The organism is Stenotrophomonas sp. BIGb0135, assembly GCF_024810105.1.
In the GTDB taxonomy this organism is placed as follows: Bacteria; Pseudomonadota; Gammaproteobacteria; order Xanthomonadales; family Xanthomonadaceae; genus Stenotrophomonas; species Stenotrophomonas maltophilia_AB.
In genome coordinates this window covers 171693-198029 of sequence record NZ_JANUDX010000005.1, presented here as the reverse complement: position 1 = coordinate 198029, position 26337 = coordinate 171693, and the positions used below count along the sequence as shown (strand labels likewise).

General features: G+C 70.4%; 25 protein-coding genes. 16 read left to right on the top strand and 9 right to left on the bottom strand.

All coding sequences use genetic code 11. From position 1 onward, the window contains the following. Window positions 1-139: 139 nt before the first annotated feature. Entirely contained in the window at window positions 140-562 is a 423-nt protein-coding gene (locus M2421_RS12930) for a hypothetical protein (RefSeq protein ID WP_259207275.1), read from the bottom strand. A 158-nt stretch (window positions 563-720) separates the two neighbouring features. Here M2421_RS12930 and M2421_RS12925 point away from each other — a divergent pair, with 158 nt between their 5' ends. Then, entirely contained in the window at window positions 721-1053 is a 333-nt protein-coding gene (locus M2421_RS12925; protein WP_259207274.1) for a hypothetical protein, read from the top strand. Here the strand turns inward: M2421_RS12925 and dmeF are convergent. Then, a complete protein-coding gene (dmeF, locus tag M2421_RS12920) occupies window positions 1025-2041 on the bottom strand; it encodes a CDF family Co(II)/Ni(II) efflux transporter DmeF (RefSeq protein WP_259207272.1) in 1017 nt (338 codons plus the stop codon). The genes M2421_RS12925 and dmeF overlap by 29 nt on opposite strands. A gap of 50 nt (window positions 2042-2091) precedes the next feature. On the opposite strand from dmeF, the gene M2421_RS12915 reads away from it, so the two are divergent. Then, window positions 2092-2367 carry a metal/formaldehyde-sensitive transcriptional repressor gene (locus tag M2421_RS12915; protein ID WP_259207268.1) on the top strand — a complete coding sequence of 92 codons (276 nt, stop codon included), beginning with the start codon at window positions 2092-2094 and terminating at the stop codon, window positions 2365-2367. 9 nt (window positions 2368-2376) lie between these two features. Here M2421_RS12915 and M2421_RS12910 read toward each other — a convergent pair whose 3' ends face one another. Further along, window positions 2377-2748 carry a MerC family mercury resistance protein gene (locus tag M2421_RS12910; RefSeq protein WP_259207266.1) on the bottom strand — a complete coding sequence of 124 codons (372 nt, stop codon included), beginning with the start codon at window positions 2746-2748 and terminating at the stop codon, window positions 2377-2379. Window positions 2749-3067: 319 nt separating this feature from the next. Here M2421_RS12910 and M2421_RS12905 point away from each other — a divergent pair, with 319 nt between their 5' ends. After that, window positions 3068-3256, top strand: coding sequence for a GTP-binding protein (locus tag M2421_RS12905; RefSeq protein ID WP_259207264.1), 189 nt, complete (start codon window positions 3068-3070; stop codon window positions 3254-3256). Window positions 3257-3278: 22 nt separating this feature from the next. Here M2421_RS12905 and M2421_RS12900 read toward each other — a convergent pair whose 3' ends face one another. Together M2421_RS12900 and M2421_RS12895 are read right to left on the bottom strand one after the other, a co-directional pair. Then, the gene (locus M2421_RS12900) at window positions 3279-4889 is read right to left on the bottom strand and encodes an ABC-F family ATP-binding cassette domain-containing protein (protein ID WP_259207261.1); all 1611 of its coding nucleotides are present in this window, start codon (window positions 4887-4889) and stop codon (window positions 3279-3281) included. A 171-nt stretch (window positions 4890-5060) separates the two neighbouring features. Beyond that, window positions 5061-5963, bottom strand: a complete 903-nt coding sequence (locus tag M2421_RS12895; RefSeq protein ID WP_259207260.1) for a LysR family transcriptional regulator — start codon at window positions 5961-5963, stop codon at window positions 5061-5063. 228 nt (window positions 5964-6191) lie between these two features. On the opposite strand from M2421_RS12895, the gene M2421_RS12890 reads away from it, so the two are divergent. The 3 genes from M2421_RS12890 to M2421_RS12880 all read left to right on the top strand — a co-directional run bounded on the left by M2421_RS12890 (window position 6192) and on the right by M2421_RS12880 (window position 9677). Further along, window positions 6192-7385 (top strand): serine hydrolase domain-containing protein, encoded by a 1194-nt coding sequence (locus M2421_RS12890; protein WP_259207259.1) that lies wholly within the window; start codon window positions 6192-6194, stop codon window positions 7383-7385. Window positions 7386-7396: 11 nt separating this feature from the next. Next, window positions 7397-8599, top strand: coding sequence for an MFS transporter (locus M2421_RS12885; protein WP_259207258.1), 1203 nt, complete (start codon window positions 7397-7399; stop codon window positions 8597-8599). A gap of 136 nt (window positions 8600-8735) precedes the next feature. Continuing rightward, on the top strand, window positions 8736-9677 hold the full coding sequence (locus tag M2421_RS12880) for a polysaccharide deacetylase family protein (RefSeq protein WP_259207257.1): 942 nt from the start codon (window positions 8736-8738) through the stop codon (window positions 9675-9677). Window positions 9678-9689: 12 nt separating this feature from the next. On the opposite strand, the gene M2421_RS12875 is transcribed toward M2421_RS12880, so the two are convergent. Next, window positions 9690-11291, bottom strand: a complete 1602-nt coding sequence (locus M2421_RS12875; RefSeq protein ID WP_259207256.1) for an EAL domain-containing protein — start codon at window positions 11289-11291, stop codon at window positions 9690-9692. 258 nt (window positions 11292-11549) lie between these two features. On the opposite strand from M2421_RS12875, the gene cycA reads away from it, so the two are divergent. Then, window positions 11550-12929: a D-serine/D-alanine/glycine transporter gene (gene cycA / locus M2421_RS12870; RefSeq protein ID WP_259207255.1), complete on the top strand. Its 1380-nt coding sequence runs from the start codon at window positions 11550-11552 to the stop codon at window positions 12927-12929. 103 nt (window positions 12930-13032) lie between these two features. Next, window positions 13033-13806 (top strand): lytic transglycosylase domain-containing protein, encoded by a 774-nt coding sequence (locus M2421_RS12865; protein ID WP_259207254.1) that lies wholly within the window; start codon window positions 13033-13035, stop codon window positions 13804-13806. Between the two features lie 18 nt (window positions 13807-13824). Here M2421_RS12865 and M2421_RS12860 read toward each other — a convergent pair whose 3' ends face one another. Both M2421_RS12860 and M2421_RS12855 read right to left on the bottom strand, forming a co-directional pair. After that, complete coding sequence (locus M2421_RS12860; protein ID WP_259207253.1) at window positions 13825-15351, bottom strand: hypothetical protein; 1527 nt, start codon at window positions 15349-15351, stop codon at window positions 13825-13827. A 77-nt stretch (window positions 15352-15428) separates the two neighbouring features. Further along, on the bottom strand, window positions 15429-16952 hold the full coding sequence (locus M2421_RS12855) for a hypothetical protein (protein ID WP_259207251.1): 1524 nt from the start codon (window positions 16950-16952) through the stop codon (window positions 15429-15431). Window positions 16953-17076: 124 nt separating this feature from the next. Between M2421_RS12855 and M2421_RS12850 the strand changes: the two genes are divergently transcribed. Next, window positions 17077-19158, top strand: a complete 2082-nt coding sequence (locus M2421_RS12850) for an NHL repeat-containing protein (protein ID WP_259207250.1) — start codon at window positions 17077-17079, stop codon at window positions 19156-19158. Here the strand turns inward: M2421_RS12850 and M2421_RS12845 are convergent. Further along, window positions 19142-19540 carry a YciI family protein gene (locus tag M2421_RS12845; RefSeq protein WP_259207248.1) on the bottom strand — a complete coding sequence of 133 codons (399 nt, stop codon included), beginning with the start codon at window positions 19538-19540 and terminating at the stop codon, window positions 19142-19144. The two genes, M2421_RS12850 and M2421_RS12845, sit on opposite strands and share 17 nt — an antisense overlap. A 214-nt stretch (window positions 19541-19754) precedes the next feature. Here M2421_RS12845 and M2421_RS12840 point away from each other — a divergent pair, with 214 nt between their 5' ends. The 7 genes from M2421_RS12840 (at window position 19755) to M2421_RS12810 (ending at window position 26307) form a co-directional block, all read left to right on the top strand. Continuing rightward, window positions 19755-20174 (top strand): YciI family protein, encoded by a 420-nt coding sequence (locus M2421_RS12840; RefSeq protein ID WP_259207246.1) that lies wholly within the window; start codon window positions 19755-19757, stop codon window positions 20172-20174. A gap of 24 nt (window positions 20175-20198) precedes the next feature. After that, window positions 20199-20621, top strand: a complete 423-nt coding sequence (locus M2421_RS12835; RefSeq protein ID WP_259207245.1) for a VOC family protein — start codon at window positions 20199-20201, stop codon at window positions 20619-20621. Between the two features lie 21 nt (window positions 20622-20642). Further along, window positions 20643-21050, top strand: coding sequence for a VOC family protein (locus tag M2421_RS12830; protein ID WP_259207243.1), 408 nt, complete (start codon window positions 20643-20645; stop codon window positions 21048-21050). Between the two features lie 61 nt (window positions 21051-21111). After that, complete coding sequence (locus tag M2421_RS12825; RefSeq protein WP_259207241.1) at window positions 21112-22365, top strand: sigma-70 family RNA polymerase sigma factor; 1254 nt, start codon at window positions 21112-21114, stop codon at window positions 22363-22365. Between the two features lie 69 nt (window positions 22366-22434). After that, window positions 22435-24084 (top strand): M28 family metallopeptidase, encoded by a 1650-nt coding sequence (locus tag M2421_RS12820; protein ID WP_259207239.1) that lies wholly within the window; start codon window positions 22435-22437, stop codon window positions 24082-24084. A gap of 197 nt (window positions 24085-24281) precedes the next feature. After that, entirely contained in the window at window positions 24282-25544 is a 1263-nt protein-coding gene (locus tag M2421_RS12815; protein WP_259207237.1) for a histidine kinase, read from the top strand. Then, complete coding sequence (locus M2421_RS12810; RefSeq protein ID WP_259207236.1) at window positions 25534-26307, top strand: LytTR family DNA-binding domain-containing protein; 774 nt, start codon at window positions 25534-25536, stop codon at window positions 26305-26307. The genes M2421_RS12815 and M2421_RS12810 overlap by 11 nt, the downstream gene beginning before the upstream one ends. Window positions 26308-26337 lie beyond the last annotated feature (30 nt).

Genomic DNA, 26337 nt, shown 5'->3' with positions numbered 1-26337 from the left:
ACGCCGGCTTGCTGGCGGGGGAGGCGACGGTCCCTGGGGAGGGGGCCATCGTGGGGTATCTGGCCTGCGGGTACCGCCGTGGCGAGGCGGCGCTGCCGGCAGCTGCATATCCGGGGCTCGCCGCTGCCGCGACGCGGGGTCAGTCGCAGCGCACCTGGAATACCGGGCCGGCACCGATGAGCACCAGGGCCATGTAGTCGCTGTCCTTGGCCTTGCCCTTGAGCGTCGCGCCGGGAGTGAGGTGGAAGAGGCCGAAGCCACCGGTGGGCCGCACCAGCGCCTTGTCGATCTGGTCGGCATCGTCCTTGAAGAACCGGCCGATGTCGGCGCGGGTCGATACCTGCAGGGCCGTGTCGTCGCGCTGCCAGTGCGCGTCACGGCGGAAGGTGACGTAGTACTGGCCCTGCTGGTGTTCGATGCGGAACTCGGCCGGCGTGCGTGGACGGGGGGCAAAGCAGCCCAGCAGCGGGTCGGCGGAGAATGTGCCCACGCCACTGTCGCCGTTCCGGCAGGCGCTGAGCAGGAGCGGGGCGAGCAGCAACAGGCAAAGGCCGGGGCGCATGGCGGGCATCCTGGGCGGGTGTCGCCGGAGTGTACGGGCGCCTCGCGCGGGCGGGCGTGTAGACCTCGCGGGCCCGCGCGGGGTGTGCAGGCGCGCGCTTGAACTCGGCGGACAAGTGAACGAGGCTGGTCCACGGGATGTACCCGTCAGGAGCATGCATGCACAACGACAGCGACATGGGCACGGTCGGCCGGCCTCCGGTGAAGGCGACGGCCGCACGCGCGCCGTTGTTGGGGCTGCTCAGCTTCGCGGCACTCCCGCTGGGGGCCGCAGTGGCGTACGGCGCGCAGTGGGCCAACCACGGGGTGACTGCCGGCGCGAGCACCACCGGCGTGTCGATCGGCGTGCTCGCCTCTGCGGCAGTCGCGCTGCTGGCGGCGCTGGGATCGCGGGTGCGTCAGGAGCGCTGGGCGTGGCTGGGGATCGTGGGCGCGGTGGTGGGTGCCGCACCTCTGGCGCTGTTCATCGGTTCGATGCTGCTGCACCGCTGAGCGGGGCGGGGAGGCGGTTCACTTCCACGGTGACGTGGACCAGTTCCTCATGGATGGAGAGCGCGGCGCGCAGCTGATCGGCGCTGATCTCTGCCGTGGTGACCACGCTGGCCACCACCGCGTACTTGCCGCGACCCACCTGCCACACGTGCAGGTCGGCCAGCTGCGCCGGCCACGGCCCCTGCTCGATCACCTCGCGCACTTCGGCCACCACCGGTGCATCCATCTGCGCATCCAGCAGCACGCGGCCGGTATCGCGCAACAGGCCGATGGCCCACACCGTGACCAGCACGGCACCGACCAGTCCCATCACCGGGTCCAGCCAGGCCGCGCCCCAGAACTTGCCGCCGACCAGTGCGGCGATGGCGAGCACCGAGGTGGCAGCGTCGGCGAGGACGTGCAGGTAGGCCGAGCGCAGGTTGAGGTCCTGCGCATGCGCGGCGTGGCCGTGGTCATGGGCATGGTCATGCGCGTGATGCCCGTGGTGGGCATGGCCGGTGTGCGCATGGCCGTGATCGTGGCCGTGGCCGTGGCTGTCGCGCAGCCACCACGCGCACAGCAGGTTCACCGCCAGGCCGACCACCGCGATGGCGATGGCCTGGTCGTAGTGGATGGCGCTGGGGGAGAACAGCCGCTGCGCCGATTGCACCGCCATGAGCAGGGCGACACCCAGCAGGGCGATCGCGCTGGTGTAGCCGCCGAGGATCTCGATCTTCCAGGTGCCGAAGGCGAAGCGCGGGTCCTGCGCGTAGCGGCGGGCACACGCATAGGCGAACACGGCCAGGCCGAGGGCGAGTGCATGCGAACTCATGTGCCAGCCGTCGGCCAGCACGGCCATGGAGTTGAACCACCAGCCGCCCACGATCTCCACCCCCATCATGGCGGCGGTCAGCCACAGGGCGCGGCGCGTGTTGCGCTCGGCCAGCGGATTGCCGTCGTCGAAGCGGTGGCTGTGGCTGCGGGCATCGGCGGCAGCGGCGAGGGACATGACGACGGCTCGGTTGAGGGATACCCCCGTAGGGTATATTCTTCTGCCCCATGTCGCACGTCCAACACAAACGAAACCCGCTGCTGGCCCGGGTCCGGCGCATGGCCGGCCAGGTGGCCGCGCTGGAAACCTCGCTGCAGTCGACCGATGCCGATTGCACGGACGTGCTGGTGCAGGCCGCGGCGGTACGCGGCGCGGCGCATGGCCTGCTGATGGCGCTGCTGGACGAGCACCTGCAGGAACACGTGGTCAGCCCGACCGACCCGGCCGAACGCGCCGCCGAGGCGCAGGTGCTGGTCAGGCTGCTGCGCGCCTACGGCAAATAGCGCGTCCGCTCAGTGGCGATGACGGCGCCACGCATTCCACGCATGGGTGGCGGCCAGCAGCAGGCTGCCGGCAACGGTCATCGGGGTTTCGCTGTCGTGGCTGGGCCAGCCGGCAGCGCCGGCCAGTAACAACAACAGCCCCACTGCGGCGCTGGTGACGGCGGCCGCGGGCAGGCGCTGCTGCCGATGCGCGCGCCACAGGGCGAAGCCGGTCATGGGCGCGGCGATGGTCACGAACAGCGCGTGCACCCACTCGGCCTCTGCCCACACGCCCAACAGCGGCAGCGCCGCGGCCAACAGCGGCAGGGCCAGGCAATGCAGCAGGCACAGGCTGGAAAGGGCGATGGCGCTCGCATCGAGCAGGGTGGACGCACGCTTCATGGGTGGGGGCCCGGGATCAGTGAATGTTATATAGTAACATTTCAAATGCGTGTCCGATGCCCGCCTTGCCATGCTGGCCAACCGCGTGGACCGGGTGGCGCGCTGTCCGGCGTGGACGCGGCCCCCGGACCGCACCGGCCGGCGTCTGGCATGTCGCGCGCACGCGGGTGGCGGCCGGGTTGGAAGACACCTCCCCGCTGCTGCCGGCGCCGCGGGTGCCGTATACCGAGCTGGGCTGGGTACGCCAACCGGCAGCGTGCTGGACCGCGCCGATGCCGGGCATGGAGAAAAAGATGGACGACGCCGGCCGGACCAGGCGATGCGCCGGATGTGGCACCCGTGGTGGGGCGATCGCCGCCAGGCGCTGGCGCTGATCGGGGTGGAAATGGATGAGCGCACGGTGCGTGCGGCGTTCGGCGCCTGTCTGCTGACCGATGCGGAGATGCGGGCCGGGCCGATGTTGTGGCAGTTGCTGCCCGATGCCGTCCCGGCGTGGTCGCGCGGGTGACCCGACCACGCCGACATACTGCCTACACCGCCGTCAGCGCCCAGCCTGCCTCGGCCGCGTCCAGGTAGTGGCTCACGCCGACCGCATCGAGCAGCGCCGGGTCGTGGGACACGATCATCAGCGTGCCGGGGTATCGGGTGAGCATCTGCTCCAGCGCGGCCAGCGAAGGCAGGTCGAGGTGGTTGCCCGGCTCATCCAGCAGCAGCAACTGCGGCGGATCGCGGGCATACAGCACGGCGGCCAGCGCGGTCTTCAGGCGCTCGCCGCCGCTGAGGGTGGACAGCGGACGCAGGCAGCGATCGCCCGCCAGGCCGAGCAGGGCGAGTTGGGTGCGCAGGGTTGCCTCGCTGGCGTCGGGATGCGCGTCCTGCAGCAGTGACAGGGCCGTGGCCTGGGCCGGCAACGCGGACAGCGACTGGTCGAGCAGCGCCGTGCGCGCAGCCACCGTGCACTGGCCGGCCTCGGCGCCGAGCTGCCCGGCAAGCAGCCGCAGCAGCGTCGACTTGCCGCTGCCGTTGCGGCCCCGCACGCCGATGCGCTGGCCGCGCTGCACGGACATGCTTATGCGCTGCCACGGCGGCGCCACCCACGGCAGCCGTACGTCGACCAGTTCGGCCACGCGCTGCGGACCGGGATCGGCCAGGGTGGGCGCCAGCAGCGCGATCTCCACCGCCTCCTCCACCTGTGCGGCAGCGTCGCGCACGCGCGCGTCCACGCTGGCAGCGCGCTCTACCTGCCGGGCCTGCCAGCGCCCGGTGCTGTTCTCGCTGCGGTTCTTCATGCCACCGAGCAGGATCGGTGCCTGGTTGGCGGTGCGGGCCGTGCGCTGCGCGCGTGACTGGCGGTGCTCGATGCGCTCGCGTTGTTCGCGCTGATCGTTCTGCAGTTGGCGACGCTCGCGCCGGCGCAGCGCAAGCACCGCATCGGCAGCGGCGCGTTCGTCCTGTTTCTGGCCTGCATACAAGTCGTAGTTGCCGCCATAGCTGCGCAGCCCGGCCGGGGAGAGTTCGACGATGCGCTGCATCGCGCCGAGCACGCTGCGGTCGTGGCTGATCACGATCAGGCCACCGCGCCACCCGGCCAGGGCGTCGAGCAGGCGGGTGCGGTGGGTGCTGTCGAGGTGGTTGCTGGGCTCGTCCAGGATGAGCACATCGGCGTTGGACAACAGGGCACCGGCCAGCGCCACCTGCATGGCCTGGCCACCGCTGAGCGAGGCCGCCGGGCGTACCGGATCCAGCGCGGGCAGGCCCAGCCGCGTCCACTGCGCCTGCAGTTGGTCGCGGATGTCCCAGCGCTCGCCGACCGTGGCGAAATCGTCCGGATCGACGCTGCCGGCCTCGATGCGGGCCAGGGCGTGCAGCAGCGGGGCGACCCCGGCGAGGGCGGCAATGCTGCCGGCCGGTGGCCCGGCGTGCTGCGCCAGCAGGTGGACCCGGCCCTGGCGTTGGACCTGCCCGCTGCTGGGTGTGCGCTGACCCGCGAGCAGGCCAGCGAGCACGCTCTTGCCCACACCGTTGCGGCCGACCAGGCCGGTCGGAGTGGTATCGAACTGGGTGCTGATATCGGAAAACAGGACCCGCCCATCGGGCAGGGTGCAGGTCACGCGGTCGAGCGTGAGCGAGAATGCGGTCATGCGACCTCCATGGATGCCGTGGATGCTCCCCGCGAAGGCGGGAAGGTCACTGGCCGTCTGGCGACGGCGGGGCATCAATGGCGCATGCGGGCATACCTCATTACACAGGCGACTGGCTGTCGCGCGGCCAGTATAGGTTTGCCGCGGCCGCGGGCGGTGAATGCCGGCTGTTCAGCAGCTCACGCCGGTGAGCCGGGCGCTGACGAAATCGATGAACACCCGCAGCTTGGGCAGCACGTGGCGGCCCGAGGGCCACAGCAGGTGGAAGGTGCCGCAGGCATGGATCTGCTCGGGCAGCACGCGCACCAGGCGGCCGTCGGCCAACGCCTCGCGGACCGAGTGCTCGGGGATGTAGCCGATGCCGCGCCCGGCCAGGGCGAACGCCAGGCGCGCTTCGATGGTGTTGGAGACCATCGCCACCGGCAGCTCCAGCGCGGGCGCGCCGGGTTCGCGCGGGAGCGGCCACGGTTCCAGTTTGCCGCTGGTGGGAAAGCGGTAGTGCAGGCAGTCGTGCTGCAGCAGGTCCGACGGTGTCTGCGGGACGCCGCGCCGCGCCAGGTAATCCGGCGAGGCGACCAGATAACGCGGGAATACCCCGAGCCGGCGTGCGCTGAGCCGCGAGTCGGAGGGCTCGCCGACCCGCAGCACGGCGTCGAACCCCTCTTCGATCACATCGACCATGCGGTCGTCGAAATCCAGCTCCAGGCGAATGCCCGGATAGGCGGCCATGAAGTCGGACAGGATCGGCAGCGACAGGTCGCCGACCAGCGGCAGGCTCAACCGCAGCGTGCCGCAGGGAGCGGCCGCCTGCTGGGCCAGTTCGGTCCGGCCGGCGTCGAGCTCGTCGAGGATGCGCCGGCAGCGCAGCAGGAAGCGCTCGCCCTCGGCGGTGAGAGTGACGCTGCGCGTGCTGCGGTGGAACAGGCGCACGCCCAAGGCCTGTTCCAGCCGGGTGACGGTCTTGCCCGTGGCCGAGGCGGACACACCGAGCAGGCGCCCGGTCTCGACGAAGCTGCGGGTGTCGGCCACGTGCACGAAGGTTTGCAGGTTGCCCAGGTTTTCCAGCGCGGACATGGCCGTACCAAGGGGGAAAGCGGCCACTTTAGCCGCCCTGGGGCCACTGGCGCCCCTCGAGATGGGACGCAGTGGTGCGTCGGGACGGCCCTCCGCCAGATCCCTTGCTGGTATGGGGTTCTCCATCATTGCGGAATCTGGTGTCCGGAATGTCTGGAGCGCTGCCTGGGTGTTTGCCGGGGCAGTGAAGGCCGAGGATGGCGCTCCCCTCCTGCTGGACCGTCCCCCATGTCCTCCGTCCTGGACCTCCCTGCCGTTGCCGCTGCCGATCCGCGCCTGGCGCCGGTCGATGCCGTGCTGTCTGCCGCCCATGCCCGCCACCAGATCGTGGGCGCGGTGGTGCTGGTGCGCCGGCACGGCCAGCTCGTCCACGCCAGCGCCAGCGGTTGGGCCGATCGCGAGCGGCAGCGGTCAATGCCGCGCGATGCGCTGTTCCGGCTGGCCTCGGTCAGCAAGCCGATCGTGACCGCCGCGGCGATGCGGTTGGTGGCGCAGGGCCTGCTGTCGCTGGATGCGCCGATCACCGACTGGCTGCCCGACTTCCGCCCGGCGCTGGCCGACGGCGGCCGCCCGGACATCACCCTGCGCCATCTGCTCAGTCACAGCGCGGGGCTGGGCTACCGCTTCCTGGATGCCGACGCCGACGGCCCGCATGCACGGGCGGGCGTCAGCGACGGCATGGATGACAGCCCGGTCAGCCTGCGCGAGAACCTGCAGCGGATCGCACGGGTGCCGCTGCTGTTCGCGCCGGGTACGGCGTGGCGGTACTCGCTGGGCGTGGACGTGGCTGGCGCGCTGCTGGAGGCGGCCACCGGCGTGCCGCTGGCGCAGGTGGTGCGCGAGCAGGTGAGCCTGCCGCTGGGGATGCAGGACACCGGCTTCCATACCGACAGCCCGGCGCGGTTGGTCACGCCTTATGTCACCGACACGCCGCAGCCGCACCGGCTGGCCGAGGGCGAGGTGGTGGCGCCGTTCGAGGGCAGCGCCGGCATCCGTTACAGCCTGGCCCGTGCAAGCGATCCGGCGGCGTTCGCCTCGGCGGGCGGCGGCATGGTCGGCACGGCCGACGACGTCATGCGCCTGCTCGAGGCGTTGCGTGGGGAGTCGCGCCGCGATTGGTTGCCGGCGACGGCCGTGGCGGCGATGGCGCGCGCGCAGGTGGGCGAGCAGGGACCGCCGGATGCGCCGGGCTGGGGCTTCGGACTGGGCTTTGCGGTACTGGACGCCGCCGGTCCGACGGCCACGCCGCAGGCGCCCGGCAGCTGGCGCTGGGGCGGCGCGTACGGGCACAGCTGGTTCGTGGACCCGGCGCGTGGGCTGAGCGTGGTGGCCCTCACCAATACCTTGTACGAAGGCATGCACGGCGCGTTCGTCGAGCAATTGCGCGATGCGGTGTACGCCGCGCTGGAGGTGTCGGCATGAGTGGCGCAGGCATGCATGGAGACGCTGGCACCGCCGCACTGGCGGTCGAGTCGGCCGCGTCCGCGCGCCTGCCGCTGGCGGGATTGCTGGCCCTGGCCTGCGCGGGCTTTGTGACCATCCTGACCGAGGCGTTGCCGGCCGGCCTGCTGTCGCCGATGAGCGCCGACCTGGGCGTGAGCCGCGCGCTGGTGGGCCAGTTGGTGACCATCTATGCGATCGGCTCTCTGGTGGCGGCCCTGCCGATGACCGCGCTGACCCAGCGCCTGCCGCGTCGCCCGCTGCTGATGGCCTCGATCGCCGGCTTCGTGGTGGTCAACACCCTCACCGCCTTCACCCACCACTACGCGGTGATGCTGGTGGCGCGCTTCATCGCCGGGATCAGCGCGGGCCTGCTGTGGTCGCTGGTGGCCGGCTATGCCAGCCGCATGGTGGTGCCGCGGCTGCAGGGCCGCGCCATCGCGGTGGCGATGGTGGGCACGCCGCTGGCGTTGTCGTTGGGCATCCCGGCCGGCACGTTGCTGGGCCAGACCATCGGCTGGCGCTGGGCATTCGGGTTGATGTCGCTGCTCAGCGTGGGCCTGCTGCTGTGGGCGCGGTTGGCATTGCCGGCGTTGTCGGCACCGGGCGCGGGGGCGCGGCAGCGGCTGGGGGATGTGTGGCGGCTGCCGGGCATGCGCGCGGCGCTGCTGACGATGTTCCTGTACGTCCTGGCGCACAACGTGCTGTACACCTACATCGAACCGTTCGCCGCGCTGGCCGGTGCCGCGCCGTGGCTGGACCGCCTGCTGCTGGTGTTCGGCGTGGCCGCGCTGCTGGGCATCTGGATCACCGGGATCTGGGTGGACCGCTGGCTGCGCGTGCTGGTGATCGCCAGTACGGTGGCCTTCGCCCTGGCGGCCACGGCGTTCGCGCTGTGGCCGAGCTCGCCGTGGGTGCTGGTGCTGGGCACGGTGCTGTGGGGCGTGGCCTTTGGTGGCGTGGCGACCCAGTTCCAGACCGCCGTGGCACGCCGCGCCGGGGCGGCGGGCGACATCGCGCAGTCGTTCGTGGTGACCGGCTGGAACCTGGCCATCGCCATCGGTGGCGTGGTGGGCGGGGTGATGCTGGAAACCCTGGGCGAACGCTGGCTGCCGGGCGTGCTGCTGGTGTTGCTGGTGATGACGCTGATGGTGGTGGTGCGGCGGCCGCGTGCCTGGGCGCCCGCCGTGCACTGACAGGGAACGGCCGCCGGGCATGGCCCGGCGCTATCGCCTTGCGTTGAAAACAACGGGTCGGGATGGGGCGCTATGCTGGGATCTGGATGAGGGGTTGGAGTCTGGCGTGCGCCGTACCGTGTTGCGATGGATGGGAATGGGCATGCTGGCCGTGGCCGGCGTGGTGCAGGCAGCGCCGGACCAGCGCATCGCGCTGACCATCGACGATCTGCCCTGGCAGCGGCTGGATGAGCGCAACGACCCGGAACTGGCGCAGCGCTATGCGCAACTGCTGGCCGCGCTGACCGCCGCGCAGGTGCCGGTGGTGGGCTTCGTCAACGAGGTCAAACTGGAGCAGGGCGGCCAGGTGCAGCCGGCACGCGTGCAGATGCTGCGCGACTGGCGCGATGCCGGGTTGGAACTGGGCAACCACACGCGTGGCCATGTCGACCTGCACGCGATCGGGCTGGAGGCCTACGAGCAGGACATCCTCGACGGGGAGAAGACCCTGCGCCCGTTGTTGGCCGAGCGCGGCCAGGCGCCGCGCTGGTTCCGCCATCCTTACCTGCGCGCGGGGCGCACGCCACAGCAACGCGCCGCGCTGGCGGCCTTCCTGGACCAGCACGGTTACCGGATCGCGCCGGTGACGGTGGACAACAGCGAATGGATCTGGGCGTTCGCCTACGACCACGTGCGCGATACCGAGACCGATCCGGCGCTGCGCGAGGCGCGCCTGCGGCAGCTGCGGCGTGGCTACGTGCCCTACATGCTCAACAAGCTCGACTACTACGAGGATCAGTCGCGGCAGCTGTTCGGGCGCTTGCCGGCCCAGGTATGGCTGATGCACGCCAATGCGTTGAACGCCGACAGCATCGGCGAGCTGATCGCGGCCACCCGGCGCCGCGGCTATACGTTCATCGCCCTCGAACAGGCGCTGCAGGACCCGGTCTACGCGCACGCCGATGGCTACAACGGCGCCGGCGGCATCAGCTGGATCCACCGCTGGGCGATGGCCGAGGGCAAGCCGCGCAGTTTCTATGCCGGCGAACCCAAGGTGCCACGCTGGGTATTGGCGTTGGCGGGCATCGCCGACGAATGAAGGCGCGCGCGCTCAGTCCTCGACGGCGTTGTTGGGGTTCTGCATGTTTTCCGGCGCCTTGCCGTATTGCTGCAGGCGCTGGTGGTGGAAGGCGATGAAGGCGTCCGGTGGCAAGGGCCGGGAGAACAGCCAGCCTTGGCCGAAGTCGACCTGGCGCGCCTGCAGGTAGGCAAGCTGGGCCGGGGTTTCGATGCCTTCGGCGACGATGGACAGGCCCAGCGTCTTGGCCATGTCGATGATGTGCGAGGTGACCGGGCTGGTGGCGCTGTCGGTGCCGATGGCATCGATGAAGGACTTGTCGATCTTCAGCGCGTCCAGCGGCAACTGCTGCAGATACTGCAGGCTGGAATAGCCCACGCCGAAGTCATCGATGGCCACGCAGTGCCCGGCGCGGCGCGCGACCGCCAGGGTGTTGCGCGCGCGCTGCACATCGATGAAGCCCCGCTCGGTGGCTTCCAGCCAGATCTGCTGGGGATGGATGTCGGTGCCGGCCAACTGGCGCGTGAGCACCTTCAGCGCCCGCCCGCTGCTGACATCGCTGGCGGACAGGTTGATGGCGATGTGCACGCTGCGGTCCTGGACCAGCAGATCGCGCATGTCCTCGATCACCCGCTCGATCACCTGGTCGGTGAGCGCGTCGATCAGGCCGTGTTCTTCGGCCAGGGGGATGAACAGGTCCGGGCGCACCTGGGTGCCATCGGGGCGTGCCCAGCGCACCAGCGACTCGGCGCCGATGCAGATGCCGGTGTCCAGCTCGATGATGGGTTGGTAGTGCATGAAGAACTCGCGCCGGCGCACCGCGGTGGCCAGCTCGGCCGGCAGCGACAACCGTCGGCGCGACAGCCAGACCACTCCGCCCACCGCCGCCAGCGCGCCCAGCACGCCCAGCGGGATGAACTGGCGGAACTGCTGGCGGAAGCTGGCGATCAGGTCGGTACGCGGCGCGGTGGCGATGGCCAGCCACTCCTGGTCCTGGGCGGTGGCGTACAGGGTGTGGCCGTCCATGCCGCTGTGCGGTTCGCGCAGCAGGCGCTGCAGAAGCTGCTGGTCGAGGATGGCCTGCTGGGCGATCAGGCGCCCGTCCGGGCTGGCAACGGCCAGGCGGACGTTCGGGTCGGTGATGACATCCACGAAGCGTTCGGGATCCATCAGGATGTCGTACCGGTCCAGCTTGACCGCAATCAGGGCGGTGCCATCGCCGGCGATCGGGTGCACGTCCAGGGTGATGCCGGCGCCATCGGCGGTGATGTGGTCCGGGGTCGGCTCGGGCACGTGGTTGTCCATCATCCCCCACGAGGTGCAGCGCAGCCGCCCGTCCTCGAAGTAGCCGATCTGCTCGGCCGAGCGGGTGCCCAGGGTCAGGCTGCGCATGAGCTGCAGGTGCTCGGGCGAACACGGTGGCAGGGTGCTCTGGTTGAGCCGGCGCAGCGCCACCAGCCCGGTCTCGTACGCGCGGTGGGCGCGCAGCAGGGTGCGTTCGGCGGTGACCTGCAGGCGGTCGTGCTCGGCATCGGTGGCCCGGCTCCAGGTGGCATAGGCCACCGAGGCGATCGGCACGAGCGCGCCGAGCAGGGCGAACAGCACGGTGGCGGCGATGATCCTGGGGCGGTTCAAGCAGACCTCGATGCCGGGAGGGTGGGGGACGTCGAACGCCATGGCCGGCGGCGGCTGATCGATGCCCCCGGTGCGCTATATCACCATTTGCGGGCGGCGATGGGAATCGGAATACCCCGCACGCGTCCGCCCGGGCAGGTCCGGCCGGGCCGGCCGGTGCCGGGCGCCGGGGCAAAGCCGACGCCGCCTGCACGCGGCAGTGGTCAAACCGGCGGCGCTCTTCTATGTTCCTAGCCATCGCCCTGCTGGCCCGCATCCATGTCCGATCCGACCGTTCCCCCCGACCACCTCCGGCGCAGCCTCTCCAACCGCCACCTGCAGCTGATCGCCATTGGCGGGGCCATCGGCACCGGGCTGTTCATGGGATCGGGCAAGACCATCAGCCTGGCCGGCCCGTCGATCATCCTGGTCTACCTGATCATCGGCGCGATGCTGTTCTTCGTGATGCGCGCGATGGGCGAGCTGCTGCTGTCCAACCTGGCGTACAAGTCCTTCATCGACTTCTCCACCGACCTGCTGGGCCCCTGGGCCGGGTTCTTCTGTGGATGGACCTACTGGTTCTGCTGGATCATCACCGCGATCGCCGATGTGATCGCCATCGCCGCCTACGCGCAGTTCTGGTTTCCCGACCTGGCGCCCTGGATACCGGCGCTGCTGTGCGTGATCCTGCTGCTCAGCCTGAACCTGGTGACGGTCAAGCTGTTCGGCGAAATGGAGTTCTGGTTCGCGCTGATCAAGATCATCGCCATCTGCGCGCTGATCATCACCGGCTTCGGGCTGGTGGCGTGGGGCTTCACCGCGCCGTCGGGCCACCAGGCCTCGTTCGCCAACCTGTGGAATGACGGCGGCATGTTCCCGATGGGCCTGGCCGGCTTCTTCGCCGGGTTCCAGATCGCGGTCTTCGCCTTCGTCGGCATCGAGCTGGTGGGCACCACGGCCGCCGAAACCGCCGACCCCGAGCGCAACCTGCCCAAGGCCATCAACTCGATCCCGATCCGCATCATCGTGTTCTACGTGCTGGCGCTGATCGCGATCATGGCGGTCACCCCGTGGCGCGAGGTGGTGCCGGGCAAGAGCCCGTTCGTGGAGCTGTTCGTGCTGGCCGGCATCCCGGCCGCGGCCAGCCTGATCAACTTCGTGGTGCTCACCTCGGCCACCTCGTCGGCCAACAGCGGCATCTTCTCGACCAGCCGGATGATGTACGGCCTGGCCGAGGAGGGGCACGCCCCGGGCATGTTCGCGCGCCTGTCGCGGGCGGCGGTGCCGGCGCGCGGGCTGTTGTTCTCCTGCGTCTGCCTGCTGCTGGGGGCGATGCTGATCTACCTGATCCCCAACCTGGTCACCGCCTTCACCCTGGTCACCACGCTGGCGGCGGTGCTGTTCATGTTCGTGTGGTCGCTGATCCTGTGCTCGTACATCGTGTACCGCCGCCGGCGCCCGGACCTGCATGCGGCCTCGCGGTTCAAGATGCCCGGCGGCATCGCCATGTGCGTGGTCTGCCTGGCGTTCTTCGGCTTCGTGCTGGTGCTGCTGACCCTGCAGCCGGACACCCTGTACGCGCTGGCGATCAGCCCGCTGTGGTTCCTGCTGCTGGGCCTGGGCTACGCCGGCAAGCGCCTGGCGGGCGGCGGTCGCTGACGCGCCCCGGGCCCGCCATGGCGGCGGGCCCGGTATTCACCTTCGGTTCGCGGCCACCGCCGGATGATCGCGCCGCACGACCTGCGTGCCCCGAACCGAGCCCATGAAACCGACCCTGCCTGCCGCGTTGGCCCTGTTGTCGTTGCTGCTGCCCTGGCCGGTGGCGGCGCGCACGGTGTACCGCTGCGTGCAGAACAACACGGTCAGCCTGGCGACCGCGCCGGAACCCGGCTCGCGCTGCACCGCCCAGCAGGTGGATGACAACGCGGTGCAGACCCCCAACCTCTGGGGCAACATGGGCGTGTTCAGCGGCACCTTGTACGAGCGCGAGCAGGACGGGGCGATGGTGTATTCCACGCGCAACCTGCCCGGCTCGCGGGTGTTCCTGAAGTTCACCGTGGCCACCCCGCCGGGCGAGCCGGCCCATGAAGGGCTGGGCAAGGTAGGCACGCCGCAGCTCAACCGCCACGCCAGGCAGTTCAAGGCCGCGGCCAAGGCCACCGGCGTGGACGATGCATGGCTGCGCGCGATCGCGCATGCCGAAAGCGGCTTCGATGCCGGCGCGGTGTCGCCCAAGGGCGCCCAGGGCGTGATGCAGCTGATGCCCGATACCGCCACCGAATTCGGCGTGGCCGACCCGCTCTCCGCCGAACAGTCGATCAACGGTGGGGCGCGCTACATGAAGGCGCTGCTGAAACGCTACAAGGGCGACCGCACCCTGGCCGCGGCGGCCTACAACGCCGGCATCGGCGCGGTGACGCGCTACAAGGGCGTGCCGCCGTATGCCGAAACGCTCGCCTACGTGGAGAAGGTCAGCGCGTTGTACCAACGTTACCGCGAGGCGATGGGGTTCAAGCTGGAGACGCCGGCGAAGTAGTCGGGGCGCGGTGCCGGCTCAGCGCGTGTCGTCGTCGCCGTACAACGCATAGCGGTCGATGCGCCCGACCTGCCGCACCGCGGCCTGCACGTCGGGGCGCTGCTTGAGCTGGCGCCAGCGCGCGGTGCGCGCGGCATCGCCTGGCAACGCCGGCACGGTGCGCATGTCCTGCAGTGACAGCAGCGCATCGACGCGCGTCCGCGGCGAGGCCAGCATCGCCATCAGCGCGGTCGCCGCGTCGTCCATGCGGTCGTCGGCCAGCAGACCTTCCAGCGGGTTCTGCGGCGCCTGCGCACGCACCGCGGCCAGGGCCGTGCGCGCGCGATTGGCCCTGGCCGCGTCACGCAGTTGCAGCGCGCTGACCAGCTCGACCAGTGCGCGGGTGCTTTCGCCATACGCGCTGACATCGCCGAGCCCGCTGACCTCGGCGAGCGCCGGCTCGGGCTGCTCCAGGCCGGCCAGCAACACGCCCAGGTTCAACCGTTGGCTGACGGTATCGCCGGTCGGATCGGCCGCGCGCACGGCCAGCCGCAGGGACGCGACGGCCTGCGCATGCTCGCCACGCCGGCGCAGCGCGGTGGCGCGCTGGTCCAGCAGCCAGGCCACGCTGCGGCGCTGCTCCGCCGGCAGCGCCTCGGGCCCTGCAGCGATGGCGAGCAGCGGTTCGGTCAGGGTCAGCACCTCCTCCTCCCGCCCGGCGACCAGCAGCAGCCGGCCGAACTCGGTGGTGAGGTCGTTGAACTGCGGGGTGCGCCGGAGGGTGTCGGACAACGACGCGATGCGCGCATGCACGGCGCGGACCGGGTCCAGGCGCGGATCATCGCGCTTCAGGTACGGATCGAAGCGCTTGTCGCTGCGCAACGCGATCAACTCACGGGGGCCGTCGATGCGGGACAGCGTAGTGGCCAGCGCCTCGGCCTCGCCGGCGTCGGCCTGCAGGGTGGCCAGGCTCAGCCACAGGTCGTCCGGTTCCACGCCATCGGACGTCCAGCCCTTGTCGAACAGCGCCTGCAGGAAGGGGCGCAGGCGCGCAGGCTGGTCACGCAGGTGCGCGGCCAGCGCCCATGCGAGCGGCGTGCGCAGGGTGGGCGTGCCCGGTTCGGTCTGGACCGCCCGGATGATGCTGTCCGCGCCCTGGTCGAGTTCGCCCGCATCGATCTGCAGCGAGCCGAGGAAGTAGCGCGCCAGGCTGTTGGACGGGTCCAGCCGCAGCGCTTCCTGCACGCGCTGCCTGGCCAGGGTCCACTGCTCCAGCGTGCCGGCCGTCCAGGCCGCCGCCATCCACACCGCGCTGCGTTGCGTGTCATCGAGCAGGGTCAGGCGTGGATCCTGCAGCAACCGGTCGAACGCTTCGCCCGCACCGCGCGCATCGCCCTGTTGGCCCTGTTCGGCCGCGGCATCCAGTGCGGCGGCCAGGTCGGCCGGTACCGGCACCAGTGGCCGTGCGGCGCTGGCCGGGGCCGGGGCATGCGGCGCGGCGTGCACGCCGGGTGCGGCGTGCAGCGCAAGCAGAAGGGCGAGGGTAAGGCCGGCACCTCGGGTCATCGTTGCATCCTTGCCTCCATGGCGGTGGCCCGATTGAACCCCGGAAGCACGGCGCGCACAAGCCGCGCCGCTACGCCTCACCGCCAGGCGCTGCGACTGTAGATCGGCTGGGTTTCGATGCGGCCGACGGCCCGTGCCGCGGCCAGCACGTCCGCGCGCCGCAGCAGCTGTTGCCAGCGTCTGTCGTTGGCCACGTCGCCGGCCATCGGTGCCAGCATGCGGAAGTCCTGCATCAGCAGCAGGGCGTCCTGGCGGTGCGCCGTGGTCTGCAGGTCGGCGATCAACTGCCGCGCTGCATCGTCGATGCGGTCTTCAGTGAGCAGCACGTCCACGTAAGCGGCGCGGCCTTCGCCCTGGTTGGCCTGCAGCCAGGCGCGCGCCTGCGCCGAGCGGTCGGCATCGCCCAGGGTGCGGTAGGCACTGAAGCGGATCCACTGGCGCATGTACTCGCCGAACATCGGCGCAGGGTCCAGGCCGGCGATCGCCTCCAATGCGCGCTCGGGCTGCTCCCGTGCCAGGTACCAGCTGGCCAGGTAGAGCTGCAGCAGCGGGTTGCCGGGGGCCTCCGCCTCGCCAAGGCTCGCGGCCAGCAGCAGCGTGGCCTCCGCGGCGTCATCGCGGCCCAGGCGGTGTTCGGCCGTCGCGCGATGGCTCAGCACCCAGGCCGCGTAATCGGCGCCGACGAAGCTGCGCGGTGCGTTCGGCGCGGACAGGCGCGTGTACAGCGTCTCGCTGGTGGACAGCACCTGTTCGTGCTCGCCGATCAGCAGCAGGGTGTCGGTGAAGTCGGCGACGCGGTCACTGCGCTCGGGCCGCAGCAGTCCTTCCACCCGCAAGGCATCGGTGTAGCGGCGGGCGGAGTGCAGCGGATCGAAGCGTGGGTCGCGGCGGTCGACCACGGCGTCGAAACGCTTGTCGGTGCGCAGGGCGACCACCTCCATCGGCGTATCGATGCGCGCCACGGTCGCGGCCAGGCGCTCGCGCTGGCCGGCGTCGGCCTGCAGCACGGCCAACTGCAGCCACAGCGACGTCGGCTCGATGCCCTCGTCCTTCCAGTCGCGGTCGAACAATACCTGCAGCAGCTCGCGCCGTGCATCGGGCTGGTCCTGCAGCGCGTCGACCAGCGCATGCGCCATCTGGATGTCGACGTCGCCCAGCATGGCATCGGACGCACGCAGTGCGCGGGTGATCAATCGGGTGCCTTCCAGCATGTCTTCCTGCCACAGCAGGAGGCGGCCCAGCACGTAGAGGGCGCGCGGGTCGTCCGGCGCCTGCTGCAGCGCCGCGTCCAGGTACGCGCGGGCCTGCGCCGCCTGGCGTGCGTTGAAGGCGGTACGCCCGGCGGTGATCAGGCCGTCCAGGCGCAGTGGCTCGGACAGCAGCGCGGTATCGGGATCGGCGAAGGCGCGTTCGAAGCCGAGCAGCGCACCGACGCTGTCACCGCGTTCGGCCAGGGTGATGCTGTCCACGATGGCCGCCGCCGCCGCGTCTTCCCGCAGGGTGCCGGTGGGTGCCGCAGGGCTGTCGGGGCCGGCCAGCGCCGGGGCAGCAGACAGCGCCAGCAGCAAACAGCCGGTGAGGCGATGGCGCAGGCTTGGCATGGATCATCCTTCCGTGGAGAGAACGACGATTGAACCCGGAACACCGGGGTGACACAAGCGCAAGGGGTTTGCACGCGTACGGGCAACGTTTAAGGTCGTGGCCCGGATGCATGCAAGGAACGCAATGAAACGTTGGCAGTGGATGGTGGTGGCGGTGGTGGTGGTCACTGCGGCAGGGCTGGCGTGGACCTTCCTTCCCACGGCCGTGCAGGCGCCGGTGGCACGCGGCCCGGCACCGACCCCACTGGGCTGGCAGGCGCATATCGAGACCGCGGCCGGCGACGGCGTGGATGGCCTGCGCGACGGCGCCGGCGCGCAGGCACGCTTCGCCGACCCCTATGCCCTGGCCCTGGATGGCAACGGGGTTGCCTACATTGCCGACGCGGGCGACAACAACCGTATCCGCCGGCTGCATCCGGACGGGCGCGTGGACACGCTGGCCGGCACCGGCGAAGGCTGGCGCGATGGCCCTGCATTGCAGGCACAGTTCAACACGCCCTCGGGTATCGCCCTGGATGCGGCGGGCAACGTCTACGTGGCCGATACCGGCAACCATCGAATCCGCCGGATCGGCACCGACGGCAACGTGACCACCGTGGCCGGTGATGGCCAGCCGGGGTTCGCCGACGGCGCGGCCCTGCAGGCGCGCTTCGACGGGCCGATGGGCGTGGCCGTCGATGCGACCGGCCGCGTGTACGTGGCCGACACCTACAACGACCGTATCCGCGTGATCGAACCGGATGGCAACGTGCGTACGCTGGCCGGTGGCGACGCGCCGGGCAACGTGGACGGCATCGGCGCGGAAACACGTCTGGACACGCCGGTGGCGCTGGCGCTGGACGCGCACGGCAACCTGCTGATCGCCGACCTGTACAACGATGCGATCCGGCGCCTGTCCCCCGATGGCACGCTGCGCACCCAGGTGGTCGGCGGTGGGGTGCTCAGCGGGCCGCTCTCGGTGGCGGTCACCCACGATGACGTGCTGTACGTGGGCGACATCAACGGCAAGGTGGTGCAGGTGTCCCCGCAGGGCCACCAGGTCGCACTGGCCGGGGTAGCCCCGCAGCCGCGCTTTGCCCGCCCCAGCGGGGTGGCCCTGGACGCGCAGGGCGGGCTGTACCTGGCGGACGCGGCGGCCTACCGCATCCACCGGCTGCGTGCCGCCGCCGATGGCAGTGCGCCCGCACCGGCGGTGACCGGCCCGGCGCCGGACGCGCCCCTGCCGGCCACCGCAGGCCGTTGGCCACTGGCACCGCAGGACGGTTGGCATGAAGTGGTGGGCACGCTGGGCGAGGTGCGCGGCAACTTCAGCGGCGAGAGCCGCCACCACCTGCACGGCGGCTTCGACATCCGCGGTGATGTCGGCCAGCGCGTGCTGGCCATCGCCGATGGCAAGGTCGACAGCGCGGCGGCGAGCTGGGCGGTGGGCGGGCAGGGCGAGGGCCTGGCGCTGGGGCGGCTGAAGTACATCCACATGCAGGTCGGGCGCGACCCACGCGGGCAGCCCTTCGACACGCGCTGGCAGCCACTGCTGGACCTGGATGGCAAGCTGGAACGCATCCGCGTCCGTCGCGGCACCCGCTTCCGCGTGGGCGAACCGCTGGGCAGCATCAACCGCATGGCGCACGTGCACCTGAGCGTGGGTGCCAGTGGCTTCGAACGCAATGCCGTGGCGCTGGGCTTCACCGGCTATGCCGACCGCTTCGCCCCGCGCATCACCGCGGTGGAACTGCTGGACGACCTGGACCAGCCGATCACGGCCGCCACCGGCGGACGCGTGCCGGTGCCGCGCCAGGGGCCGGGCGTGCAGATCGTGGTGGAAGCGTGGGACCAGGTAGACCGCAACCTGCCGCGCCGACGCCTGGGCGCCTACCAGGTGGGCTACCAGATCCTCGACGCGCAGGGCCAGCCGCTGCCGGGCTACGAGCAGCCGCGCTTCAACATCGTGTTCAACCGCATGCCGCCGGAAAACAGCGCCACCGTGGTGGCCTATGCGCCGGACAGCGGCATCACCGTGCACGGCAGCGCGGTCACCCGCTTCCGCTACCTGGTCAGCAACACCGTGCGCGATGGCGTGGTGGAGACCGGTCGCTGGCAGCCGGATGCCCTGCCGGCGGGGGACTACGTGATCCGCGCCAGTGTGCGCGACTACAGCGGCAACGAAGGCGTGGGCGCGCGCGAGCTGAAGATCACGTTGTTGCCGTAAGCGTGCGCTCCAGGCCGACGCGCGCGCGCTCGGCCTGCATGTCGGCAAGGGGACGCACTTCGATGCTGCCGAAGCGCGACCACGGGAACTGCCGGGCGATGGCGAGCGCCTGCGCATGGTCGCGCGCGTTGATCAGGTTGAAGCCGGCCAGCAGTTCGTGGGTTTCGGCGAACGGGCCGTCGGTGACCCGGGCCTGGCCCTGGCGGGTGCGCAGTGTACGTGCACTGGCCACGGGCGCCAGTTGCTGGGCCAACACCAGCGTGCCATCCGCCTGCAGTGCGTCGGCGTGCTGCAGGCAGTCGCGCATCAGGCGGTCGTATTCCTCGGCGGGCAGGGCCTGCAGCAGGCCTTCATCGATGTAGATCAGCAGCAGGAATTGCATGGCCGAACGCTCCGGGGACGGGGCCATCATCATGCCCCAGGCGCCGCAGCGACGGTGTTGCAGCGCGACAGGACCTGCCCGTTCAGGCTGTCGGCCCGGCGCGCCCACCGCATCGCCGGAATATTTTTTGCGCCGGTGTGTCGATTTCGGGGCCGGTGCAACGTTGTACTCCATGAAGGGCCCGGGTCCCGGGCCTGTCCGGCAGGAGACAACGATGAAAGTGATGGTCCTGGTCAAGGCGACCGAGGAAACCGAGGCCGGCCTGATGCCGACCGAGCAGGAAATCCGCGCCATGGGCGCCTACAACGAACAGCTGGTGCAGGCCGGGATCATGCTGGCGGGCGAGGGCCTGCACCCGACCTCGCGCGCCCGTCGCGTGGCCTTCGGCAGCGAGCCGCCACGGGTGATCGACGGCCCGTTCGCCGAGACCCGCGAGCTGGTCTGCGGATTCTGGCTCTGGCAGGTGCGGTCGCTGGACGAGGCCACCGAATGGCTCAAGCGCGCCCCGTTCGCCCCCGGCGATGTGGTCGAACTGCGCCCGATCCTCAGTCCCGAGGATTTCGGCGCCGCCTTCACCCCGGAACTACAGGCGCAGGAACAGCGTCTGCGCGAGCAGATCGGCGCCGCCGACTGACCCATTTCTCCCTGGAGCACACCCATGAAACTGATTCCGTTCCTTGGCTTCAACGGCAAGACCCACGAGGCGATGGCCTTCTACGCGCAGGTGCTCGGCGGCGAGGTCACCTCGGAGATGAAGTACCGCGACATGCCGCCCATGGAGGGCGCCGAGGGCTGCGGCGAGATGCCGCCGGAGACGCTCGACCACGTGGCCCACAGCCAGCTGGAGGTGGGCGGCGCGATCCTGATGGCCGCCGATGGCCCGTCCAGCGGTGGCGAGAACAGCACCACCATCAACATCGATGTGGACACGGTGGAAGAGGCCGAGCGCGTGTTCAAGGCCTTGGCCGACGGCGGCGAGGTCAAGATGCCGATCGGCGAGACGTTCTGGGCGCATCGCTGGGGCTTCCTGATCGACCGTTACGGCAAGCCGTGGATGGTCAACTGCATGAAACAGCCCTGAGCCCCGCCAAGGAACGACACCATGACCGCACCGCTGCAGATGATCTTCGTCAACCTTCCCGTGCGCGACCTGGAGGCCTCCAAGGCCTTCTTCGCGGCGCTGGGTTACGCCTTCAACCCCACCTTCACCAATGAGAATGCGGCCTGCATGATCATCAGCGACAGCATCTTCGTCATGCTGCTGGTGGAGCCCTTCTTCAGCGGGTTCACGCCCAAGCCGATCAGCGATGCACGCAGCAGCACCGAGGTGATCACCTGCCTGTCGGCGGAGAGTCGTAACGCGGTCGACGCGCTGGTGGACGCGGCGCTCACGGCCGGGGCGAGCGAACCGATGCCGGCGCGCGACTATGGGTTCATGTACCAGCGCGGCTTCCAGGACCTGGATGGCCACCTGTGGGAAATCGCGCACATGGATGGCGAGCCGGGATAAGGCCGACGGGGGCGATGGCGGCGGGCTTGTGCCAGGCCGCCGCCGATGCTCTGATCCGCGCATGGACACCGCGCTTTCGCAACGATTGGACACGCTCTGGCGGATGGAATCGCCGGCCCTGATCGCACGCCTGGCGCGGATGCTGCGCGGCGATGTAGGACGTGCCGAAGAACTGGCCCAGGACACCTGGCTGGCCGCGCTGGAGCGTTGGCCCGCGCACGGCATCCCGGACAACCCCGGAGCGTGGCTGATGACCACCGCGCGCAACCGTGCCATCGACGTGCTGCGCCAGCACCAGCGCGTGGCCGGCCAGCATGCGCTGCACGGCAGTGCGCTGGAACCGCTGCCGCTGCCCGCGCCGGACGACAGCGCAGTGCTGGAAGACGACATCGGCGATGACCTGCTGCGGCTGATGTTCGTGGCCTGCCACCCGGTGCTGGCGGCCGATGCGCGCGTGGCACTCACCCTGCGCCTGCTTGGCGGGCTGACCACCGACGAGATCGCGCGCGCCTTCCTGGCCCCGGAACCCACCATCGCCCAGCGCATCGTGCGCGCCAAGCGCACGCTGGCGCAGAAGAACGTGCCGTTTGACGTGCCGCGCCAGGCCGCCCTGCCGGAGCGGCTGGCCTCGGTGCTGGAGGTGGTCTACCTGATCTTCAACGAGGGCTACGCGGCCAGTGCCGGCGATGACTGGATGCGCCCGGCGTTATGCGACGAGGCATTGCGGCTGGGCCGCGTGCTGGCCCATCGCCTGTCGACCTGGCCACAGGTACAGGGCCTGCTGGCGCTGATGGAACTGCAGGCCTCGCGGCTTGCCGCGCGCACCGATGCCGGCGGTGCCCCGATCCTGTTACCCGACCAGGACCGCGCGCGGTGGGACTGGCTGCAGATCGCGCGCGGCCAGGCGGCACTGCAGCAGGCGGTGGCGCTGGGGGGAGGCGATGATCCCTACGTGCTGCAGGCCGCCATCGCCGAGTGCCACGCGCGTGCGCGCCGCAGCGAGGACACCGACTGGACGCGGATGGCGACGTTGTACGCGCGGCTTGCCGAACGGCAGCCGTCGCCGGTGGTCGAGCTCAACCGCGCCGTCGCGGTGTCGCGGGCGCAGGGCGCAGCGGCGGCCTGGCCGCTGGTCGAGCAGTTGGGTGCCGATGCCCGCCTGCGCGACTACGCGCCACTGGCGGCGGTGCAGGGCGACCTGTTGGCCCAATTGGGGCGGCCCGAGCAGGCACGGGCCGCATTCGAACGTGCCGCCGCGCTGACCGCCAACGGCCGCGAGAAGGCCCTGCTGCTGGCGCGCGCGGCGGCCGTGTAGAGGGGCACTGCACCGGGCGACGGCGCTGGCCTACACTCGTACGATTGTCGGTCAGTCATGAGGTGCAGCGTGAAGCGTGTGGTAATCAGCCTGTTGGCGTTGTCGGTGTCGTCGGCCTTGATGGCCGCCACCCCCAAATTCGATGGCGCGCGGATCTCCGCCGACGTCAAGGAGCTGGCCTCCGACGCCTACGAGGGGCGCTCGCCGGCCACCGCCGGCGAAGAAAAGACCATCGCCTTCCTGAGCCGGCAGTTCGCCGCGGCGGGCCTGCAGCCGGGCGGCGACCTCAAGGACGGCAAGCGCCTGTGGACCCAGGCCGTGCCGCTGCTCAAGGGCGATATCGTCGGCACGCCGAGCCTGTCGCTGACCAGCAAGGGCACGCCGCAGGCGCTGAGCCAGGGCAAGGAAATCGCCGTGCGTGCCGCGATGAACGGTGCCAGCGAGGTGGACATCAGGAACGCGCCGCTGGTGTTCCTCGGCTATGGCGTCAAGGCCGGCGAGCGCGACTGGGACGACTTCAAGGGCGTGGACCTGAAGGGCAAGATCGCCGTCGTGCTGATCAACGACCCCGACTTCGAGAGCGGCCAGGGCGACTTCGACGGCAAGGGCATGACCTATTACGGGCGCTGGACCTACAAGTACGAAGAAGGCGCGCGCCAGGGCGCGCTCGGCGTGCTGATCGTGCACGAGACCGCCCCGGCCTCCTACGGCTGGGCCACGGTGGCCGGTTCCAACACCAACACCATGTTCGATGTGGTCCGCGACAAGCCCGCCGAGGCCCACCCGCTGCTGGAAGGCTGGATCCAGCGTGACCTGGCGGTGGACCTGTTCAAGCGCGCGGGGCTGGATTTCGAGGCGCTCAAGGCGCAGGCCCAGCGCCGCGATTTCAAGCCGGTCGAGCTCAAGGGCGAGACCTTCTCGGCCAAATACGCGGTCAAGACCGAGGTGATCACCTCGCACAACGTGGCCGCGCGCCTGGAAGGCAGCCGGCATCCGGACGAGACCGTGGTGTACAGCGCGCACTGGGACCACATCGGCGTGGGCAAGCCCGACGCCACCGGCGACACCATCTTCAACGGCGCGCTGGACAACGCCAGCGGCACCGCCTCGCTGGTCGAACTGGCCCGCGGCTTTGCCAAGGGCAAGCGCCCGGAGCGGTCGGTGCTGTTCCTGGCGGTCACCGCCGAGGAAAAGGGCCTGCTCGGCTCGGAGTACTACGCCAGCCATCCGCTGTACCCGCTGAGCAAGACCGTGGCGGTGATCAACATGGACGGCATGGCGCCGTTCGGCCCGTCGCGCGACTTCGGCATCTACGGGTCGGCCAAGCTGGAACTGCTGGACCAGCTCAAGGACGTGGCCAAGGGCTGGGACATCCGCTACACCCCGGACCCGAAGCCGGAAGCCGGCCTGTTCTTCCGCTCGGACCACTTCCCGTTCGCCAAGCGCGGCGTGCCGGCGGTGTCGTACTCGGCCGGGCAGGACTGGGTGGACGGCGGCGTGGCCGCGGGCAAGGCCGCCTCGGATGACTACACCGCCAAGCGCTACCACCAGCAGGGCGACCAGTGGCAGCCGGACTGGACCTTCGCCGGTGCCTCGCGCGACCTGGAAGTGCTGTACACGCTGGGCAACCAGTTGGCCAACGCGCGGGCCTGGCCGAACTGGAGCAATGATTCCCAGTTCCGCGCCCCGCGCGATGCCAGCGCCGCCGAGCGCAACTGACCCACTGCCCCGCCGGTACCGCCGGCGGGGCGCGCGGCCCCCCCGGCGCGGGGCGGGTGCCCAGCCGCAGCCATCGACACGGCTGCGGCCGGCCGCTGGCCGGCTTCATCCCCGCATTCCCCGCCTTCGTCGCATGCCGCTTGTTCCCGCTGGTGGCAGGGCTATGCTCGCCTCACTCCCTATGTGAAGACGCCGCCGTGTTCGCCAGCCTCGCTCTGATTCTCCGCATCCTGTTGGCCTGGGCCGCCGCCATCGTCGTGGCCGGCTTCGTCTGGAGTGGCATCTTCAGCGGCATGGACGACGGCCCCGGTTGGGTCTTCGGGCTGCTGGCGATGTTCCTGGTGGTCACCGCGATCGGCAGCTGCATCACCCATATCCGCCGGGTCTGGTTGATTGCCGGTCGCCTGGACGGCACCACCCTGTCCAGCCGCCAGCGTCGCCAGATCGAACTGCCGATGGACGCCGGCCCGGCGTTTGCGCTGGTGGAAAAAGCCATCGCCGAACTGCCCCGCGTGGAAAACATCGAAAGCGCCGCCGGCAGCCTGCAGGTGCGGGCCTGCGTGCGCCGCGTGGACCCCTACAACGGCCGCCCGCCATCGCGCTGGAACCTGCCGGCACGGCTGGCGATCCGCCGCAACAGCGTGCTGGCCACGGTGACCCCGGGGCAGGGCACCAGCAGTGTCACCCTGCTGTTCGAGCCGGACGCCGGGGTCTGGGCCGACCTGCTGGCGGTGGACGAGGGCAGCAACCATGAAAACGCCGAAGCGGTCACCCGCGCGATCACCCGCCGTGTGTCCGAGCAGCGCCGCGACGAGCAGGCCGCCGCCGAACAGACCGCGACCGAAAAAGAACTCTCGGTAGCCAAGCTCAACCTGCTGCACGCCCAGGTGGAACCGCACTTCCTCTACAACACCCTGGCCAACGCACAGGTGCTGACCCGCACCGACCCGCCGCGTGCCGACCAGATGCTGGGCCACCTCATCCAGTACCTGCGCAGCTCGCTGCCCAGTGTCGACGAGTCGATGTCCACCCTGGGCGTGGAACTGGAACGCACCCAGGCCTACCTGGAAATCCTGAAGATCCGCATGGGGGCGCGGCTGGCGCTGCAGGTGGACGTGCCGCCGGCGCTGCTCGGGCTGCCACTGCCGTCGATGGCCCTGCAGACCCTGGTGGAGAATGCGATCAAGCACGGGCTGGAACCCAAGCCCGGTGGCGGCACGGTGTGGATCATCGCGCGCGCCTTCGATGACCATGTCACCCTCACCGTGGCCGACGACGGCCTTGGCTTCGGCCAGGGCGGCAGCAGTGGTACCGGCATCGGCCTGAAGAACCTGCGCGAGCGCCTGCGCCTGACCTGCGGCGAGCGCGCCGGCGTGGCCATCGTGTCCAACTTCCCCAGCGGCGTGGCCGCCACCATCACCCTGCCGCGCGATGCGCGCGAGGCCATCCATGCAGCTTGATGCCCTGATCGCCGAAGACGAAGACCTGCTGCGCCAGTCGCTGGTCGCCCAGTTGCAGCGGCTGTGGCCGGAACTGCGCCTGGTGGCCGAGTGTGAAGACGGCGCCTGCGCGCTGGAAAAGCTGGCCGAACTGAAACCGGACCTGGCCTTCCTGGACATCCGCATGCCCGGCATCACCGGCATCGACGTGGCCCGCGCGCTGCCGGAGATCAGCCCACGCACCCAGGTGGTGTTCGTCACCGCCTACGACCAGTACGCGATCGATGCGTTCGAGCAGGGCGCGATGGACTACCTGCTCAAGCCGGTCAGCGACGAGCGCCTGCTGGCCACCCGTGAGCGGATCCTGGCGCGCCTGCAGCAGGGCCGGCCGGACAGCGCCATGCTCGAACAGCTGCTGCAGCGCCTCGGCCAGGGCGGCGCAGCGGCCACGGGCACGCCCCCGCTGGCCTGGATCACCGCCAGCAACGGCCGCGACACCCAGCTGATCATGCTGGAGGACGTGCTGTACTTCCGCGCCGACAGCAAGTACACCACGGTGGTGACCGAGCAGGGCGAAAGCCTGCTGCGCACGCCCCTGCGCGAACTGCTGGAGGTGCTCGACCCGCAGCGCTTCCGCCAGGTGCACCGTTCCACCATCGTCAACATGAAGGCGGTGGCCGCCGTCAGCCGCGACGACAGCGGACGCGGCCAGCTCAAGCTCAAGCACCGTGCCGAGGTGCTGAGCGTCAGCCAGCCGTTCATGAGCCTGTTCCGCGGTATGTGATTCCCCGTCCATCGCAACGTTGGAGCGACC

Coding starts and splice junctions, on each gene's coding strand:
- M2421_RS12930 (WP_259207275.1), bottom strand. CDS start 562: ATGCGCCCCGGCCTTTGCCTGTTGCTGCTCGCCCCGCTCCTGCTCAGC.
- M2421_RS12925 (WP_259207274.1), top strand. CDS start 721: ATGCACAACGACAGCGACATGGGCACGGTCGGCCGGCCTCCGGTGAAG.
- dmeF (WP_259207272.1), bottom strand. CDS start 2,041: ATGTCCCTCGCCGCTGCCGCCGATGCCCGCAGCCACAGCCACCGCTTC.
- M2421_RS12915 (WP_259207268.1), top strand. CDS start 2,092: ATGTCGCACGTCCAACACAAACGAAACCCGCTGCTGGCCCGGGTCCGG.
- M2421_RS12910 (WP_259207266.1), bottom strand. CDS start 2,748: ATGAAGCGTGCGTCCACCCTGCTCGATGCGAGCGCCATCGCCCTTTCC.
- M2421_RS12905 (WP_259207264.1), top strand. CDS start 3,068: ATGCGCCGGATGTGGCACCCGTGGTGGGGCGATCGCCGCCAGGCGCTG.
- M2421_RS12900 (WP_259207261.1), bottom strand. CDS start 4,889: ATGACCGCATTCTCGCTCACGCTCGACCGCGTGACCTGCACCCTGCCC.
- M2421_RS12895 (WP_259207260.1), bottom strand. CDS start 5,963: ATGTCCGCGCTGGAAAACCTGGGCAACCTGCAAACCTTCGTGCACGTG.
- M2421_RS12890 (WP_259207259.1), top strand. CDS start 6,192: ATGTCCTCCGTCCTGGACCTCCCTGCCGTTGCCGCTGCCGATCCGCGC.
- M2421_RS12885 (WP_259207258.1), top strand. CDS start 7,397: ATGCATGGAGACGCTGGCACCGCCGCACTGGCGGTCGAGTCGGCCGCG.
- M2421_RS12880 (WP_259207257.1), top strand. CDS start 8,736: ATGGGCATGCTGGCCGTGGCCGGCGTGGTGCAGGCAGCGCCGGACCAG.
- cycA (WP_259207255.1), top strand. CDS start 11,550: ATGTCCGATCCGACCGTTCCCCCCGACCACCTCCGGCGCAGCCTCTCC.
- M2421_RS12865 (WP_259207254.1), top strand. CDS start 13,033: ATGAAACCGACCCTGCCTGCCGCGTTGGCCCTGTTGTCGTTGCTGCTG.
- M2421_RS12860 (WP_259207253.1), bottom strand. CDS start 15,351: ATGACCCGAGGTGCCGGCCTTACCCTCGCCCTTCTGCTTGCGCTGCAC.
- M2421_RS12855 (WP_259207251.1), bottom strand. CDS start 16,952: ATGCCAAGCCTGCGCCATCGCCTCACCGGCTGTTTGCTGCTGGCGCTG.
- M2421_RS12850 (WP_259207250.1), top strand. CDS start 17,077: ATGAAACGTTGGCAGTGGATGGTGGTGGCGGTGGTGGTGGTCACTGCG.
- M2421_RS12845 (WP_259207248.1), bottom strand. CDS start 19,540: ATGCAATTCCTGCTGCTGATCTACATCGATGAAGGCCTGCTGCAGGCC.
- M2421_RS12840 (WP_259207246.1), top strand. CDS start 19,755: ATGAAAGTGATGGTCCTGGTCAAGGCGACCGAGGAAACCGAGGCCGGC.
- M2421_RS12835 (WP_259207245.1), top strand. CDS start 20,199: ATGAAACTGATTCCGTTCCTTGGCTTCAACGGCAAGACCCACGAGGCG.
- M2421_RS12830 (WP_259207243.1), top strand. CDS start 20,643: ATGACCGCACCGCTGCAGATGATCTTCGTCAACCTTCCCGTGCGCGAC.
- M2421_RS12825 (WP_259207241.1), top strand. CDS start 21,112: ATGGACACCGCGCTTTCGCAACGATTGGACACGCTCTGGCGGATGGAA.
- M2421_RS12810 (WP_259207236.1), top strand. CDS start 25,534: ATGCAGCTTGATGCCCTGATCGCCGAAGACGAAGACCTGCTGCGCCAG.